Source organism: Cobetia sp. 5-11-6-3 (genome assembly GCF_013374055.1).
Taxonomy (GTDB): Bacteria; Pseudomonadota; Gammaproteobacteria; order Pseudomonadales; family Halomonadaceae; genus Cobetia; species Cobetia marina.
Genome location: NZ_BLWJ01000002.1, coordinates 226,381 through 242,308, shown reverse-complemented (window position 1 = coordinate 242,308; position 15,928 = coordinate 226,381). Strand labels below are relative to the sequence as shown.

13 protein-coding genes are annotated in these 15,928 nt (G+C 58.5%); 6 read left to right on the top strand and 7 right to left on the bottom strand.

The features are described 5' to 3' along the window. Positions 1 to 21: 21 nt before the first annotated feature. The 3 genes from HXS66_RS05005 (at position 22) to HXS66_RS04995 (ending at position 3,836) form a co-directional block, all read left to right on the top strand. Positions 22 to 912, top strand: a complete 891-nt coding sequence (locus tag HXS66_RS05005; protein WP_176502993.1) for a pseudouridine synthase — start codon at positions 22 to 24, stop codon at positions 910 to 912. Positions 913 to 2,151: 1,239 nt separating this feature from the next. Beyond that, positions 2,152 to 3,228, top strand: a complete 1,077-nt coding sequence (locus tag HXS66_RS05000) for a DUF3500 domain-containing protein (RefSeq protein ID WP_218015141.1) — start codon at positions 2,152 to 2,154, stop codon at positions 3,226 to 3,228. Then, the gene (locus HXS66_RS04995) at positions 3,225 to 3,836 is read left to right on the top strand and encodes a hypothetical protein (protein ID WP_176502992.1); all 612 of its coding nucleotides are present in this window, start codon (positions 3,225 to 3,227) and stop codon (positions 3,834 to 3,836) included. The genes HXS66_RS05000 and HXS66_RS04995 overlap by 4 nt, the downstream gene beginning before the upstream one ends. 483 nt (positions 3,837 to 4,319) lie before the next feature. Here the strand turns inward: HXS66_RS04995 and HXS66_RS04990 are convergent, their stop codons facing one another. From HXS66_RS04990 to HXS66_RS04960, 7 genes are all read right to left on the bottom strand, one after another. Further along, positions 4,320 to 5,408 (bottom strand): hypothetical protein, encoded by a 1,089-nt coding sequence (locus tag HXS66_RS04990; protein WP_176502991.1) that lies wholly within the window; start codon positions 5,406 to 5,408, stop codon positions 4,320 to 4,322. Positions 5,409 to 5,707: 299 nt separating this feature from the next. Then, complete coding sequence (locus HXS66_RS04985) at positions 5,708 to 5,962, bottom strand: hypothetical protein (RefSeq protein ID WP_176502990.1); 255 nt, start codon at positions 5,960 to 5,962, stop codon at positions 5,708 to 5,710. A 62-nt stretch (positions 5,963 to 6,024) separates the two neighbouring features. Next, positions 6,025 to 7,599 carry a glutamine-hydrolyzing GMP synthase gene (gene guaA, locus HXS66_RS04980; RefSeq protein ID WP_077379004.1) on the bottom strand — a complete coding sequence of 525 codons (1,575 nt, stop codon included), beginning with the start codon at positions 7,597 to 7,599 and terminating at the stop codon, positions 6,025 to 6,027. A gap of 165 nt (positions 7,600 to 7,764) precedes the next feature. Further along, entirely contained in the window at positions 7,765 to 9,234 is a 1,470-nt protein-coding gene (gene guaB, locus HXS66_RS04975) for an IMP dehydrogenase (RefSeq protein ID WP_077379374.1), read from the bottom strand. 253 nt (positions 9,235 to 9,487) lie between these two features. Further along, entirely contained in the window at positions 9,488 to 10,582 is a 1,095-nt protein-coding gene (locus HXS66_RS04970; protein WP_255303101.1) for an ABC transporter substrate-binding protein, read from the bottom strand. Next, entirely contained in the window at positions 10,579 to 11,967 is a 1,389-nt protein-coding gene (locus HXS66_RS04965) for a sensor histidine kinase (protein ID WP_176502989.1), read from the bottom strand. The genes HXS66_RS04970 and HXS66_RS04965 overlap by 4 nt, the downstream gene beginning before the upstream one ends. Beyond that, entirely contained in the window at positions 11,964 to 12,635 is a 672-nt protein-coding gene (locus HXS66_RS04960; RefSeq protein ID WP_077378999.1) for a response regulator, read from the bottom strand. The genes HXS66_RS04965 and HXS66_RS04960 overlap by 4 nt, the downstream gene beginning before the upstream one ends. A 179-nt stretch (positions 12,636 to 12,814) precedes the next feature. On the opposite strand from HXS66_RS04960, the gene HXS66_RS04955 reads away from it, so the two are divergent. From HXS66_RS04955 to HXS66_RS04945, 3 genes are read left to right on the top strand one after another with little or no spacing between them, the layout of a single operon-like run. After that, positions 12,815 to 13,840: a tripartite tricarboxylate transporter substrate binding protein gene (locus tag HXS66_RS04955; RefSeq protein WP_255303100.1), complete on the top strand. Its 1,026-nt coding sequence runs from the start codon at positions 12,815 to 12,817 to the stop codon at positions 13,838 to 13,840. After that, positions 13,837 to 14,277 (top strand): tripartite tricarboxylate transporter TctB family protein, encoded by a 441-nt coding sequence (locus HXS66_RS04950; RefSeq protein ID WP_176502988.1) that lies wholly within the window; start codon positions 13,837 to 13,839, stop codon positions 14,275 to 14,277. The genes HXS66_RS04955 and HXS66_RS04950 overlap by 4 nt, the downstream gene beginning before the upstream one ends. An 18-nt stretch (positions 14,278 to 14,295) precedes the next feature. After that, complete coding sequence (locus tag HXS66_RS04945) at positions 14,296 to 15,798, top strand: tripartite tricarboxylate transporter permease (RefSeq protein WP_176502987.1); 1,503 nt, start codon at positions 14,296 to 14,298, stop codon at positions 15,796 to 15,798. Positions 15,799 to 15,928: the final 130 nt, after the last annotated feature.

Below are 15,928 nucleotides of genomic sequence, written 5' to 3'. Positions count from 1 at the left end.
CTCGCCACCGTGATGCCTTCCATGTCCATTTCCGCCCGCCCCTCCAAGCTGAGCCTGCCGCAGATCAACCCCGGCGTGGCGACGGTACTGGAATATCTGCTGCAGAAGTTTCCGGCCATCGATGAGGCCACCTGGCGCGAGCGCATGGCCACCGGCAAGGTGCATCGCGAGGATGGCGCATTGATCACCCCGCAGACGCCCTACCAGCCACATCTGCGCGTCTTCTATTACCGCGAGGTAGCGCGCGAGCCGAGCATCCCCTTCGCGGAGCGGATTCTCCATCAGGACGAGCACATCCTGGTGGCCTACAAGCCACACTTTCTGCCGGTGACACCCGGTGGCCTGTACGTGAACGAGTGCCTGCAGCAGCGCCTGCGCGACAGTACCGGAATAGAGGCGCTGCAGGCGGTGCATCGCCTGGACAGGGCCACCGCCGGGCTGGTGCTATGCTCACTGAATCCCGAATCGCGCCACCGCTATCATGAGCTGTTCAAGTCGCGGAATATCCACAAGGCCTATCAGGCCATTGCCGAAACCCACAGCGAGGAGACCCTGGTGGGCCAGCAGTGGGAGGTGAAGAATCGCCTTGAACAGGCCGAGCAACGCTTTCGCTTTCAGGTCTCCGAAGGCGAGCCCAACAGCCACTCGTTGATCCGCTGTGTCGCGCAACGCGGTAGTCGGGCGCTGTTCGATCTGCACCCCATCACCGGGCGTCGCCATCAACTGCGGGTGCACATGCAGTCACTGGGCTGGCCGATCCTGAATGACCGCTATTACCCCGAGCTGCAACCGCTCTCGCCGGATGACTACGCGCGCCCATTGCAGCTGCTCTCCAAGGGATTCGAGTTCATTGATCCCGTCAGCGGCGAGGAAAGGTGCTTCATGTATAGCCAAAGCCTGAAAGTAGACTAGCCAGCTACAGATATACTGACAAACCTCAGTTTATCAAGATGCATCAGAAGAAATGAATCCTCTCTCACCCAGAAAGATGCTTTGAACACCCACGCTCAAAATCTTAACCATATTCATACAGTGCTATTGAAGAAAAACATTTCATGATGTTAATATAAGCAAGACTGTATAAGGTAGTCAAAAATTCATTTAATCTAAAAAGACTTACAATGCAACAGAAATGTAGTAGCTGCAACACCCCCTCAAGCCATTTTTCATTATATGACAAGATATGCCCTGAATGCAGAAAAGAAAAAGGCATTAATAAAGTTATTTGGCTAAAACGTGCTTATAAACATAATTCCGGATGGTTTATTATTTGGCTCCTATTGTTATTATCTCCTTTAGCCATCGCGTTCTATTTACCAAAAGAATCTGATGCTAGTTTCATGCTCTTTTTTAGCTCTATGATGCTGTTCACAGGCTCGATCATGATACTACCACCTATATATATGGTGAGGTTTATCATAGCGAGAAGAAGGATAAATAAATTATTAGCGCTTGTATTGATGTTCCCAGCAGGGATAATAGTTACATCACTGTCTCTTATAGGTAGTGGAGGTCAAGAAAATAACGGGCCTCTAGGCTTAAGTAGCATTGCATTATTATTTCTAGCTTATGGGATACTGAGAATTCCAAATATAGACACAACAATAAAACCGCACGATAACAAAGCAAAATAACAAGTACAAAAACTCAAAAACGTTATAGCTCTTCTGAAAACTACCGGGAGAGCTATAACTACATATGCATCAATAACACTTACCGTCAATCAAACTAGCTCTGACACATAATTCATATCAACTATTATAACAATACTTTTACCGCCGGATGACTACGCGCGCCCCTTGCAGCTGCTCTCCAAGGGATTCGAGTTCATTGATCCCGTCAGCGGCGAGGTAAGGTGCTTCGAACACGACGGTGATCTGACGCTGACGTGAGGCGCGAGATAGCCAGTGGCTGTCGTCGCCAGCCGACGCGCAGCCCACGGCATGTGCACAAAGAATTCATCTGGCGAAGGCTTCCTGCTCGACGTCAGGCGGGCTAAGGTTTTCTTCCTGTCCCCGGAAAATAGGCCCATCGATGTCCCGACGTCTCGCAGTGACCGGAGGAGCCGCGCTGGCCGCGCTCCTGTCCTTCCCCGTCCTTGCACAACAAGGGCACGACGGGCCGCCGCCCGATCACGATGGCCCGCCGCCGATGTCAGCGGAAGACCAGGCCCTGAGCGAGGCGCTGCGCGCGCGCATGGGCGATACCAGCACCCAGATGCAGAGCGTGCCTATCCCCGAGAGCGCCGCCGAGTGCGGCGACACGCCAGGTTATGAGCGCATGCTGTGCCTGATTGATCTGCTCAAGGCCGATATCTCCGACGATGACATCCTCAAGAACCTGCAGCATGACTACTCCCTCGCAGAGGCCGAGAACTGGAGCAACCTGCCCGCTGGCGCCTTCCCGAAACGCCCCGGCGTGCTGCTGGGCGAGCTGAACATCAAGCAGCGCGGCCTCGTCAAGGCGATCATGCTGGAAGCCACCGGCCACGCGCCGGATGAAGGCTTCGACGAGATGATTCAGACGCTCAATGCCGATGACTACATCAACACCGTCAGCACCGACTACAAGGCCGGTTACTCCTCCTACAACACCAAGTTCGCCTTCCTCGGCACGCCGGGTGAGAGCGGCACCTGGGAGCTGTACTACGGCGGCCACCACATGGCCTTCGCCAACACCTACACCGACGGCAAGCTGGCCGGTGCCACGCCCTCCTTCCGTGGCGTGGAACCCTTCCCGTATTTCGAGATGAACGGGCGCGTCAACGAGCCGCTGACCCAGGAACGCGATGCCTTCTCCACCCTGCTCAGCTCGCTTTCCGAGGATCAAAAGGCCGAAGCGACACTGGAAGGCACCTACCGTGACATCCTCGCTGGCCCCCAGGCCGACGATGCCATCCCCGAAAGCTATGAAGGCATTCCCGTCTCCAAGCTGGATGATGACCAGCAAGCGCTGCTGCTCACCGCCATCGAGACCTACGTGGACGACATCTCCGCGCCGGAGGCCAAGGCCTACATGGCGAAGTACACCGCAGAGCTGCCGGACACCTACCTCGGCTTCTCCGGCACGCCCCAGGTCAGCGCCGAGAACGATTACGTGCGTATCCACGGCCCCTCGCTGTGGATCGAATTCTCGTTGCAGTCGAACAAGTCCACCGACAAGGTCGGCAACCACCCGCACTCGGTATGGCGGGATCGCACCGACGACTACGGCGGCCAGACCGAATGAGCCGGCGCGTTTCCTGGCGCACCGCCCTGCTCGCCCTTGCCGTGATCTCCCTCGGCAATGGGGCCAGCGGGGCGGGAGGCGGCCTCATCGAGACGGCTCACGCCCACGCCCTGCCGGGCAGCGTGCTGACATTCGAGCAGCAACCGAAGGACACGCTGCACCTCACGCTCCAGTTCCCGCGTGAAGACCTGCTGATCGCCGCGCCGGAACTGACAGCCCTTGGTGAGCAGGCACCAGGCCAGCCTCTGCCGCAGCCACTGGTGGATCAACTCGGCGACTACCTCCGTCACCACCTCGCCTTGTCAGCGAATCACACGCCACTGACGCTGCAACTTGTGGGAGCGCGCCTCGCATCCACCTATCAGCCACAACTCGGCGACTATGTGCTGGTCATCACGCAATGGAACGTGAAGACCGAAAAACCCGAACCGGACTCACTGCTGCTGCAATACGACGCCGTGATGCACGAAGTCCGCAACCACCGCGCCGATGTCTACTGGCAAACGCCCGACGGTGCCACCCGCCCACTGGCCGGTTTCGGCTTCTTCCACTCCGCCCACGGCGTCCGGCTGAACCTGCAGAAAGCCAGGCAAGGGCCTGCCAAGTAGGAGTGATTCGAACTGCAGTAAACAAGGCGGTAAGCGTTCCCTGAATCGCGTCCACAAAAAAAGCCCTTCCGGCCAATGGCCAGAAGGGCTTTTTATTTGTTTTTCATACACAACTTAAAAGTTATAAACTCTTCCCAAAGGTTATACAACGAGAAATAACCTCATCAGATAAGGATCAAATCATGGGTTCAAACCTACAGCAAAAATAATAATCAAGTCGACCGAGAAGTCAGTTCAGCACCGACGTAACAATAAAAAGCACTAGAAAACACTCGCGACCTAAAACCCACAAAATCCTCAAGCAAACAACTAGTTACAATACCGACCCAAAGTATATGGTAGTGCCATTTATTCTATACTCTACACCATATCTCTTACCCCTTATAAGTCAAAAGACAAATCTAAAACTATATTATTCAGGCAGCCTTTAAATATGAAAATCAATGTGTATCAAAAGATAATAGCTGACCACATTCACCCACATCATTCAGTTAACATAAGCTTTACCTTAAGAAAAGAAAGTTTGATGTCATCGCTTTTGCTGAACTTGAACTTACCGTTAGTCAAAGCATTAAACCTTTCAAAATAGTACTCGAGTAGTGGGTCGTATCTGCCACCGTGGACCCAAATGTAAAACTTACCAAGTTCATATTGCAACACTTTATCAAGGCCAGATCTTATTCTCAATTTACTATCGGCCCCTAGATCACTGATGTTCATTTTTTGAAGATTCGTCTTAATCTCTTCAATCAGAGGCAAGAGGGATTGCTTATATCTATCAGCCAATGGCACAAGATCAGCATCGGTCACATCCGCTTCAAATATCATAATCAGATCGTTAATCTCTCCGTTATAGTAATCGTTATCTAACCGGCCTTCTGACTCAGAGCGAAGAATATAGAGTTGTTCTAAAGGGTCTTGTTTAGTCTCAATCTTTTCTTTTGATAGTCTGCATTGATACTCAACAAACAGTGCTTCAATTCTATTAGCAATAATATCAAGATACTCATAACGAATTTTAAGAAACTTTAACAGTTCATTGATATTGAGGTTTAACGTTAAGTCTTCTTTACCCACATCTCGACTGTACAAATGAACACTTAAATCCCCAGTGTTGAAATGACTTGGAAATGGCCAACTTGCGAAACGTTTTGAATTATCTTGTTTAAGATTTACGGGGTGAGCACCGAAACACGCCCTGATAGTTTTGAAATAATTATTATCATCTTCATCAGCGAAGAGACGATCTTTAAAACATATCTTATCACCAGAAAACGGATCTTTATTATCAGCTATAAACACTCGATGAAGTTGTTTTATTGACTCAAAAACGAGGTCTATTGAAGAGATTAGAGAGTAGACCTGCATACATTTGCTATCTATATTTTTGTCAAACTCTGGCGCATTTTCTAAGTGCCTAATAGAGACAGAGATCCAATCCATAGCAGAGCAAACTAGGTTAAAAAGATTTTTACCACCTTTATCTTTGTAGATTTGATATACAAAGCTAGAATTTGAGTTAACCAAATCTCTAAAGTTATTAATTTTATCGTCACTAACAACGTTTCGCATTCGCCAATCCCCTTTCTAACTCACCAAAGATATTACAAAGAATAAAAAAGATCATAATGGTAACCCTTCAATACTTCAACTTTTTATTAACTTGATGTGTAGTGATACGCTGAGTTTAGTCATTTAGTTAGATTTGACCGATGACGACCTCTAGCTACTTTCATTACTAGACATTATCCGAAAAAAATAGAAGAACTAAATCTCTGAGGAAGCATTTTCCAATAAATAAGCTATATTTTTACCATAGATCTGGCATATATATGAGCCGGTGCACCACTACCGGCCTGTGTGCTTTATAACTACATGCATCGGCCAAACGGGCAGCGTCTCATTTTTTCGATTTTATCGACCGATTTCGTCATGTCTTTGTAGGCATACCCAGCCAATCTGTTATGGAACATAGCCTCTTTTACAGCGATAACTTCTATCTTAGGATCATGTCTTCTGTTGGCAGCACCTTGCTCACAAATGAAGGCCACAATCACTGCCGAATCAGAATAGATACAAAAAAGCCCTTCCGGCCAATGGCCAGAAGGGCTTTTTGCTTGCTGCATTCTCGTCTCGATCAGCTCGACAGAACGCTGCCTCAGCTCAGCGAGGGGTGATCGTCAGGCGATCATTCCCACTCGATGGTGGCCGGCGGCTTGCTGCTGACGTCATAGGTGACGCGCGAGACGTGCTCCAGCTCGTTGATGATGCGGTTGGAGACCTTCTCCAGCAGCTCATACGGCAGGTGCGCCCAGCGGGCCGTCATGAAGTCGACGGTCTCGACGGCACGGATACCGATGACCCACTCGTAACGACGGCCATCGCCGACGACGCCGACGGACTTGACCGGCAGGAAGACGGCGAACGCCTGGCTGGTCTTGTGGTACCAGTCGAAGTTGTGCAGTTCTTCGATGAAGATGGCGTCGGCTTCACGCAGGATGTCCGCGTATTCCTTCTTCACTTCACCGAGGATACGCACGCCCAGACCCGGCCCCGGGAAGGGGTGACGGTAGACCATGTCGTACGGCAGGCCGAGTTCGAGGCCGACCTTGCGGACTTCGTCCTTGAACAGTTCGCGCAGCGGCTCGACCAGTTCCATCTTCATGTCGTCCGGCAGGCCGCCGACATTGTGGTGGGACTTGATGACGTGGGACTTGCCGGTCTTGCTGGCAGCGGATTCGATCACGTCCGGGTAGATGGTGCCCTGGGCGAGGAAGTCGACGTCCTTGAGCTTGGCGGCTTCGGCATCGAACACTTCGATGAAGGTGTTGCCGATGGCCTTGCGCTTGGCTTCCGGGTCACTGACACCCTTGAGCTTGCCGAGGAAGAGGTCTTCGGCGTCTACACGGATGACCTTGACGCCCATGTGGCGAGAGAAGGTTTCCATGACCTGGTCGCCTTCGTTCTTGCGCAGCAGGCCGTTGTCGACGAAGACGCAGGTCAGCTGGTCACCGATGGCCTTGTGCAGCAGCGCCGCGACCACGGAGGAGTCGACGCCGCCAGACAGGCCGAGCAGCACCTTGCGGTCACCGACCTGGGCGCGAACGCGATCGGTCAGGTCTTCGATGATCTTGGCCGGGGTCCACAGGCGCTCGGACTGGCAGATCTCGATCACGAAGTGCTCGAGGATGCGCTGACCCTGCAGGGTGTGGGTGACTTCCGGGTGGAACTGCACGCCGTAGAACTGCTTCTCTTCCCACGCCATGGCGGCGATCGGGCAGCTCGGGGTGGAGGCGGTGACGGTGAAGGTCTCCGGGACCTTCGCGACCTTGTCACCGTGACTCATCCAGACGTCGAGCAGCGGGCGGCCTTCGTCGTCCAGGTGGTCCTTGATGTCCTTGAACAGCGCGGACTCACCATCGACACGAATCTGGGCATAGCCGAATTCGCGCACGTTGGAGCCTTCGACCTTGCCGCCGAGCTGCTCGGCCATGGTCTGCATGCCGTAGCAGATGCCGAACACCGGCAGACCCATCTCGAACACGCACTGCGGCGCACGCGGCGAGTCCAGCTCGGTCACGGATTCCGGGCCACCGGCCAGGATGATGCCGTTGGGGTTGTACTCGCGGATCTCTTCCTCGGTGATGTCAAAGGCACGCACCTCGGAGAACACGCCCAGCTCACGCACGCGACGTGCGATCAGCTGAGTGTACTGGGAGCCGAAATCGAGGATCAGGATCTTGTGGGAATGGATGTCTTGCATCTTCAGTCTCTCATTGGGGAGTCATGTGACCCGCTTCGGAGCTGCGAGGGAGCGCGGGGTCGACACAATCTGGCGCCGAGAATAGCCGAGACCAGAAGTTTCTTCGACCTAAGCAAAGCGGGAACCCGTGTAGGGCTCCCGCTTTGCATCGCGCTTCGCTATGTCTCAGTCGCGCCGATAGTTGGGCGCTTCCTTGGTGATCTGCACGTCGTGGACGTGGGATTCGGCGAAGCCGGCACCGGTGATCTGCACGAATTGCGGCTTGGTGCGCATCTCTTCGATGGTCTGGCTGCCGGTGTAGCCCATGGAGGCACGCAGGCCGCCCATCAGCTGGTGCACGATGGCGCTCATCATGCCCTTGTAGGGCACGCGGCCTTCGATGCCTTCCGGTACCAGCTTCTCGACGCCGGCGTTCTTGTCCTGGAAGTAACGATCGCTGGAACCCTGGGTCTGGGACATGGCGCCCATGGAACCCATGCCGCGATACGCCTTGTAGGTACGGCCCTGGAACAGCTCGACTTCACCCGGCGCTTCCTCGGTACCGGCGAGCAGGCCGCCGATCATGACGATGCTGGCGCCTGCGGCGATGGCCTTGGCGATGTCACCGGAGAAGCGGATACCGCCATCGGCGATGACCGGCACGTCATACTTGGCCATGGCGGCCGCGACGTTGGCGACGGCGCTCATCTGCGGCACGCCGACACCGGCGACGATGCGCGTGGTGCAGATGGAACCCGGGCCGATGCCGACCTTGACGCCGTCCGCGCCGGCTTCTGCCAGGGCGATGGCGGCTTCGGCGGTCGCGATGTTGCCACCGATGACCTGAATCTTCGGATGATGCTCCTTCACCCAGGCGACGCGGTCGATCACGCCCTTGGAGTGACCGTGAGCGGTGTCGACGACAATGACGTCAACGCCGGCTTCGGCGAGAGCCGCGACGCGGTCCGGGGTTTCCGGGCCGGTGCCGACGGCGGCGCCGACCAGCAGGCTGCCGTTGCTGTCCTTCGCCGCGTTCGGGTAGGTCTTGACCTTCTCGATGTCGCGAACGGTGACGAGACCGCGCAGGCGGAATTCGTCATCGACGATTGGCATCTTCTCGATGCGGCTTTCCTGCAGCTTGGCCTTGATCTGTTCCAGCGGCGTGCCTTCCAGCACGGTGACCAGCTTGTCGCGGCCGGTCATGATGCCGGCGACGGTATCGCTGAAGTCAGGCTGGAAGCGCATGTCGCGACCGGTCACGATGCCGACCAGGTATTCACCCTCGACCACCGGGAAGCCGGAGTAGCCATGCTCCTCGGACATCGCCAGCAGATCCTGGATCTTGGCCTTCGGGCTGACAGTGACCGGGTCACGCACGATGACGCTCTCGTGCTTCTTGACCTTGCGGACTTCCGCGGCCTGCTGGGCAATGCTCATGCTCTTGTGGATGATGCCGACACCACCTTCCTGCGCCATGGCGATGGCCAGGCGAGCTTCGGTGACGGTATCCATCGCAGAGGAGATGAGCGGGATATTGACGCTGATGTCGCGTGTGAGACGTGATCTCAGGCTGACGTCCTTGGGGAGGACCTCGGAGTAGCCGGGGACGAGAAGAACGTCATCAAACGTCAGAGCTTCTTGCGCTATACGTAGCATGTCGAACGCCCAGTAGCAGTTTATGAGGGATGCGCGAAAGCCGCAGTGCAGGGCCCGATGGACGGGCGCCATGACTACGGTTCTAGCGGTTGCTGCGAGGTAATCACCCATGATAACCCATTCGCCCCACTCGAGACAAACGTCGCAGGCTATCAATCTCGCGATTTCGCTCCCCCCTGACACTAACCATCTGGTCAACTAGAGCCCCGTACGACGTGGCCTGCGGCGGGATGCGCCGGCGGATGCGCTTGCGTCAGGGGGTCGGCGTACCGCCGGAGTAGGCATCGAACCAGCGGTCGAGAAAATCGTGACGACGCGCCGTGTCCAGCATGCTCAGAATCGAGGCGTCCAGAGGCTGCGGGTAGAGCCGCTGGCCGACCTGATCCCGCAGCGACTGGGCGGTGTAGGGGCCGGTGATATCCGTGCGGATGCTGTAGAGCGGTGTCTCGCCCGCCAGCACATGCTGCCCTTGCCGTCCGATGAGGAAATCCATGAAGGTTCGCGCAGCCTCCGGATGCGGAGCATCGCGGTGGATGAAGGCGGTGCGCATGGAGATCAGCGCATAGTCAGTGGGCATCTGCACGATGACCTCAGGGTGGGACTGTGCCCAGCGGATGGCGTAGGACCCCAGCAGGTTGTACCCCAGCCAGTAGCGGCCGTCGCTCAGGCCTTCCAGCATGCGCTGCGTGCTGGTCTCGAGAGTGGTGTCGACCTGTCCGAGCGCCGCGACCAGTTTCCAGAAGCGTCCTGAATAGTAGGAATCCTGAAGATGGAGCGCGTATCCCAGTGCGCTCTTCGAGGGCGAATAGGCCACGACTCGCCCCGTCAGTGTCTCGGCATGCTCCGTCAGCAGGTTCAGTACGTCGGCATGCGAGGATGGCGGCATCATTCTGGTCGCGAGATCCAGCCGGTAGGCCATCACGATGGGCTCGAAGGTGAAGGCGAAGATTTCATCGCGCCACTTGGCCCACTCGGGCCATTGCCTTGCAGCCTCGCTGTCCAGTCGCTGAGCCAGTCCTTGATTGACCAGCGCCACCTGCCAGGGCATCGCCGAGCTGATGATGATATCGGCCCCCGCGTCGTCCTGAACGGCCAGTGCATTGAGCGTCATCGTCGTGCGATCGTGATAGACGATCTCGATGGCGGGATACTGGCGCGCGAAGGCCGCCAGCAAGGGCGCCGCGACCTGGCGATCCATTGCCGCTTCAATGACCAGGCGGTCCTGTGCCGCCATGACTGGCCTGGCAGCCAGGAAAGTGGCGAGACCTGCCCACAGGGCCAGCACCAGGCAACTCGTGACTCGGCGGGCCCATGGGGTGTCGCGCAGCCTGTCAGACATGAGGTTCATGACGGCCACCTCGGAAAGCGGATGCGAATGCACAGCCCTCCCACATCGCGATTGGTGACCTGCAAGTCAGCCTGATGGCGCAGAGCAATCGTCTCGACGATCGCCAGCCCAAGACCCGAACCGTCGGTGTCCTGACGCCCTGCGCGCTCGAAGGGCTGACAGAGTCGTTCCAGCATCTCCTTCGGCACACCGGGGCCGTTGTCCTCGATGCTGAGCAGCACGCTATCGTCATGGGCAGCAAGGCGCAGGGTGATCTCGCTGCCGGGCGGGGTGTAGCGCAACGCATTCTCGATCAGATTGCCGATCAGTTCGCGCAGCGCCCACGACTCGCCAATCACGCAGACCGGCGGTGCAGGCAGTTCGGCCAGCCCCAGGTCATGCAGGCGCGCGAGATCGTGATCCACCCACTCCAGCACCACGCCGCGAAGCAGTTCACCGAGATCCAGCGCATCCTGCTCGGTGGGCAATGCCAGGTGACGCAGCCGCGTCAGGTTCAACAACTGCCCCGCCAGGCGACTGGTGCGTGCAGCGCTGGCGTGGATATCCCCGAGCGCTGCGCGCCATTCGTCAGGTGATGAGCTCGTCAGCGCGAACTCCGCCAGATTCTGCACTCCCGCCAGCGGCGTGCGCAGCTGGTGGCTGGCATCGGCGGTAAAACGCAGCAACGCATCGCGGGATTCTCCCTGGCGGTGGAAAAGCTGCTCCAGCGTCTCGACCAGCTCGCGCATCTCTTCCGGCATGGTGCCCTCCAGCGGCGTGGCATCCTGCGGCTGACGCCGACGCAACTGATGCCGCAGACGCTTGAGCGGTGTCAGCGCCAGCCTCAGCGTGATCAGGATCATCACCACCGCCAGCACCCCCATGATGAGCATGCGGCCCGTGGCTCGAATCATCAGCTCGCGCGCCAGCTGCCGGCGCCCTTCGGTGGTATGTCCGACCCAGAGCTGCACACGAAATTGTCGCTCCCAGCCTGCGGAACGCACGCTGCGCGCGTGCAGCCGCCACGTGACGCCCTGATAACGGATGTCCTGCCAGACATCCCTTTCTCCAGCCTCGCGCAGCATCTGCGGGGTTAGCGGGATCTCGAGGTTGCTGGCCAGTACTTGCCCCTGATCATCCAGCAGGCGGTAGAAGACACGTTCCTGATGTCGTGTGGAGAGAATCTTGAGGGCAGCCGGCGGCATCATGATGCGCGGCTTGTCATCCTGCCACTGGATGGCTTCTGACATGGCCAGCAGCGCATCCTCGAGCTGATTGTCGAAGGCGCGCTGGGCCGAGCGCTGACTGGTGACCCAGGCATCGATCAACACGAGCCCGCCGACGATGAGCATCATGCTCAGCATCCACCCCAGCAGGCGATTGCGCAGCTTGCCGTGGATGATCATCCAGCGTCTGTCATCTCGAGACGATAGCCCAGCCCACGCAGGGTACGGATCTGTATCTCACTGCCTGCCAGGCGCTTGCGCAGCCGACTGATGTAGACCTCCAACGCATTCGAGCCCACCTCGCCATAGCCGAATACCTTGCCTTCGATCACCTCCCGCGACACCACCTTGCCGGCGTGCAGCATCAGGCTTTCCAGCAGCAGACGCTCCCGTGGTGGCAGATCCAGCGTCGCGCCCACCAGCGTGAAAGTGCCGCTGCGGGTCGACATGGCAAGCGGGCCGAAGCGAAGCGTGTTGTCACTGCGCCCCTGACTGCGCCGCAGCAAGGCCCGCACACGGGCTTCCATCTCCACCAGCGAGAACGGCTTGGCCAGGTAATCATCGGCACCAAGATCCAGTCCACGCACCCGGTCGTCCACCCCATCCCGCGCCGTGATGATCAGCACCGGCGTCAGGTCATTGCGCTGACGCAACTCCGACAGCAGGTCCATGCCCTGCCCATCCGGCAGGCCGAGATCAAGCAGGATCAGATCAAAGCCGCCCTGGCGCGCCGCGTCCCGTGCAGGTGCCAGAGTATCGAAGACATCGATGGCATAGCCCAGCGTCGACAGACTGCGCTGCAGGGTGCGGGAAATGAGGGGATCATCCTCGACGACGAGCAGGCGCATGCATCCAAAGTCTCAGTAAGGGGAAGGGAAAGTGACAGGTTGATGAAAGGTCGCGCTCCTACCATGCCGGTATCGCAACTACCGCTGCGATATACCGATCAGACAGCGCCACCCTGTCGCCATGAACATAAAGCAAAAGGCGCTGTGAAGACAAAAACAACAGCCATCAGGAGCACACCATGCGCCAGTCCCGACGCCTGCCCTCTTCCCTTCGCGACATCACGCCGTTGCGCCTCGCCGCCGCCATGGCTGCGCCGCTCGCGCTGGCCGCGGCAAGCCTGGTCGCCATGCCCGCCGCCGCGGCCGACAAGAGCGAATGCATCGCCCCGGCCAAGCCCGGCGGTGGCTACGACCTCACCTGCCGCCTGGCCGCCAACGGCCTGCTGGAAACCGGCATCATCGACTCGCCGATGATGGTCACCTACATGCCGGGTGGCATCGGCGCGGTCGCCTACAACCACGTCATCGGGGTACGCAGTGATGACCCCAATCTGGTCGTGGCCGCCAGCACCGGTGCCGCCGTCAATCTCGCGCTGGGCAAGTTCGGCAAGTTCAGCGCCGATGACGTCCGTTGGGTTGGCGCACTGGGGGTCGACTATGGCGCGGTGGTCGTCAATGCAGACGCCCCGTGGCAGACCCTCGATGAACTGATGCAGGACCTCAAGGCACATCCCAGCGAGATTCCCTTCGGCGCCGGCGGCACCATCGGCAGCCAGGACTGGATGAAGGCCGCGCTGATCGCCAAGTCCATCGATGTCTCGCCGCGCAAGCTGCGTTACGTGTCCTTCGAGGGCGGCGGTGAAGCGCTGGCGGCACTGCTGGGCAATCACATCAAGGTCTATACCGGTGATCTGTCCGAGCTCAAGTCCCAGCTTTCCAGCGGCAAGATTCGCGTACTGGCCGCGCTGTCCGAAGAACGCATGGACGGCGCCTTCTCTGACATTCCCACGGCTACCGAACAGGGCTATGACGTGACCTGGCCGATCTGGCGTGGTTACTACATGGGCAAGGACGTCAGCGATGCCGACTACGACGCCTGGGTCGAACGCCTCAAGCAGTTGAGCGAAAAACCGGAATTCGCCGAGATCCGTGAAGCGCGCGGTCTGTTCCCGATCCAGAAGTTCGGCGCGGATTTTGACGATTACGTGAAAGGCCAGGTCGCCGACTTCAAGACCCTCGCCAAGGAAGTGGGACTGACAAAATGAGACTCGCCGCCGATCGCATCCTGGGCTTCGCCCTGATGGGACTGGCGGCGTTCATCGTCGCCCAGTCCCTGAATATCGAAGTGCCCTTCGCCTACGACCCGGTAGGCCCCAAGGCCTTTCCCATCGGCCTCTCGATCCTGATGGCCATCTTCTCGCTGGTGCTGATCCTGCGCCCCGGCCCGGAAGGTGACTGGCCATCCGCCAGCGTGATGCTGCAACTGGGGCTGGTGATGGTGATCCTGATCGCCTTCGCCTTCTTCTTCGTGCGCCTCGGCTACCCCATCACGGCCGTCGTCGCCATCACCGCCATCGCCCGCCTGTTCGGTGCCCGCTGGCGCGCTGCCTGCGTGACCGGGGTGCTGATGGCCGGCGCAAGCTACGTGCTGTTCACCGCCGTGCTGGAAATCTCGCTGCCGACCGGGCTGTGGTTTTCCTGATTCCGAGAGGGCTTTCTCATGTTTGATTTCATCCTCCAGGGCTTTGGCGTCGCACTGACGCCACTCAACCTTGGCCTGGCCTTCAGTGGCGCACTGCTGGGCACCTTGTTCGGTGCCTTGCCGGGCATCGGCCCCATCAACGGCATCGCCATTCTGATGCCGCTGGCCTATACCCTCGGCCTGCCGGCGGAATCGGCACTGATTCTGCTCGCAGGCATCTATACCGGTGCCGAATACGGCGGCCGGATGTCGAGCATTCTGCTCAACGTGCCGGGGGATGCCGGCGCCGTGATGACCACCCTCGACGGCTATCCGCTGGCCAAGCAGGGCCTGGCGGGACCGGCACTGGGCATCTCGGCGATCAGCTCCTTCGTCGGTGCCAGCATCGCGATCCTGGGTCTGACCCTGTTCGCCCCGCTGCTGGCCAAGGTGGCCGTGCAGTTCGGTCCGGCGGAACTGTTCACCATGATGGTATTCGCCTTCGCGTCCATGTCGGTGATGATGGGCAAGGACCCGGTCAAGACGGCGCTGGGCGCCATTCTCGGCGTGCTGATCGGCACCGTCGGCGTCGATTCCGGCACCGGTATCCAGCGCTTCACCTTCGATATCCCCGACCTCTACGACGGCATCGACTTCGTGGTGCTGATCATAGGCATGTTCGCGATCAGTGAAATCCTGCTGATGCTGGAAAGCCGCCTGCAGCATGGCAAGACCGGCGCCCTGCCTGTCATCGGCCGCGTCTTCGTGACGATGAAGGAAATCCTCTACTGCAAGGGCGCCATGCTGCGCTCCGGCCTGCTCGGCTTTTTGATCGGTGTGCTGCCGGGTACCGGCGCCTCGGTGGCGGGGGCCGTCTCCTACACCACCGAGAAACGTGTCAGCGACAAGAACAACACCTTCGGTACCGGCGACATGCGTGGCCTGGCCGCGCCGGAAGCCGCCAACAACGCGTCCGCAGCGGGCTCCTTCGTGCCGATGCTGACCCTGGGCATTCCGGGCTCCGGCACCACCGCCGTGCTGCTGGGCGCGCTGATGCTCTACAACATCACGCCGGGCCCGATGATGTTCAGCGAGCATCCCAAGGTCGCGGGCGGCCTGATCGCCTCGCTGTACATCGGCAACATCGTGCTGTTGCTGCTCAACCTGCCGCTGGCCGGCTTCTTCGCGCGCGTGCTGACCATCCCGCGCTGGGCGCTGGTACCGGGCATCGTCATCCTGTCCTTCGTCGGGGTCTATCAGCTGCATTCCGACATGGGGGCCATCTACCTGATGCTGGGCATCGGCGTGCTGGGCTACCTGTTGCGCAAGCTGAACTTCTCGCTGGCCACCATCGTGCTGGGCTTCGTGCTCGGCGGACTGATGGAAGAGAATCTGCGTCGCGCCCTGGCCATCAGCGGTGGCGACAGCAGTATCCTGTGGCAATCGGGCATCTCGCAGGGCCTGTGGCTGGCCTCGCTGTTGCTGCTGCTCGGGCCTTTCATGCTGTCACGACTCGGCAAGCGCAAGACGCGTACAGCCTGAGCAAGGCACCCCGTGTGGCACCCCCCAAGCCCCCGTTCTCCCTCAGGAGTCCGGGGGCTTCTTGGTGGCAGGCTCCCCGCCTGTGGCATCATGGCCCTCTCCATCTACCAGACAATCTCCGCCACGGATT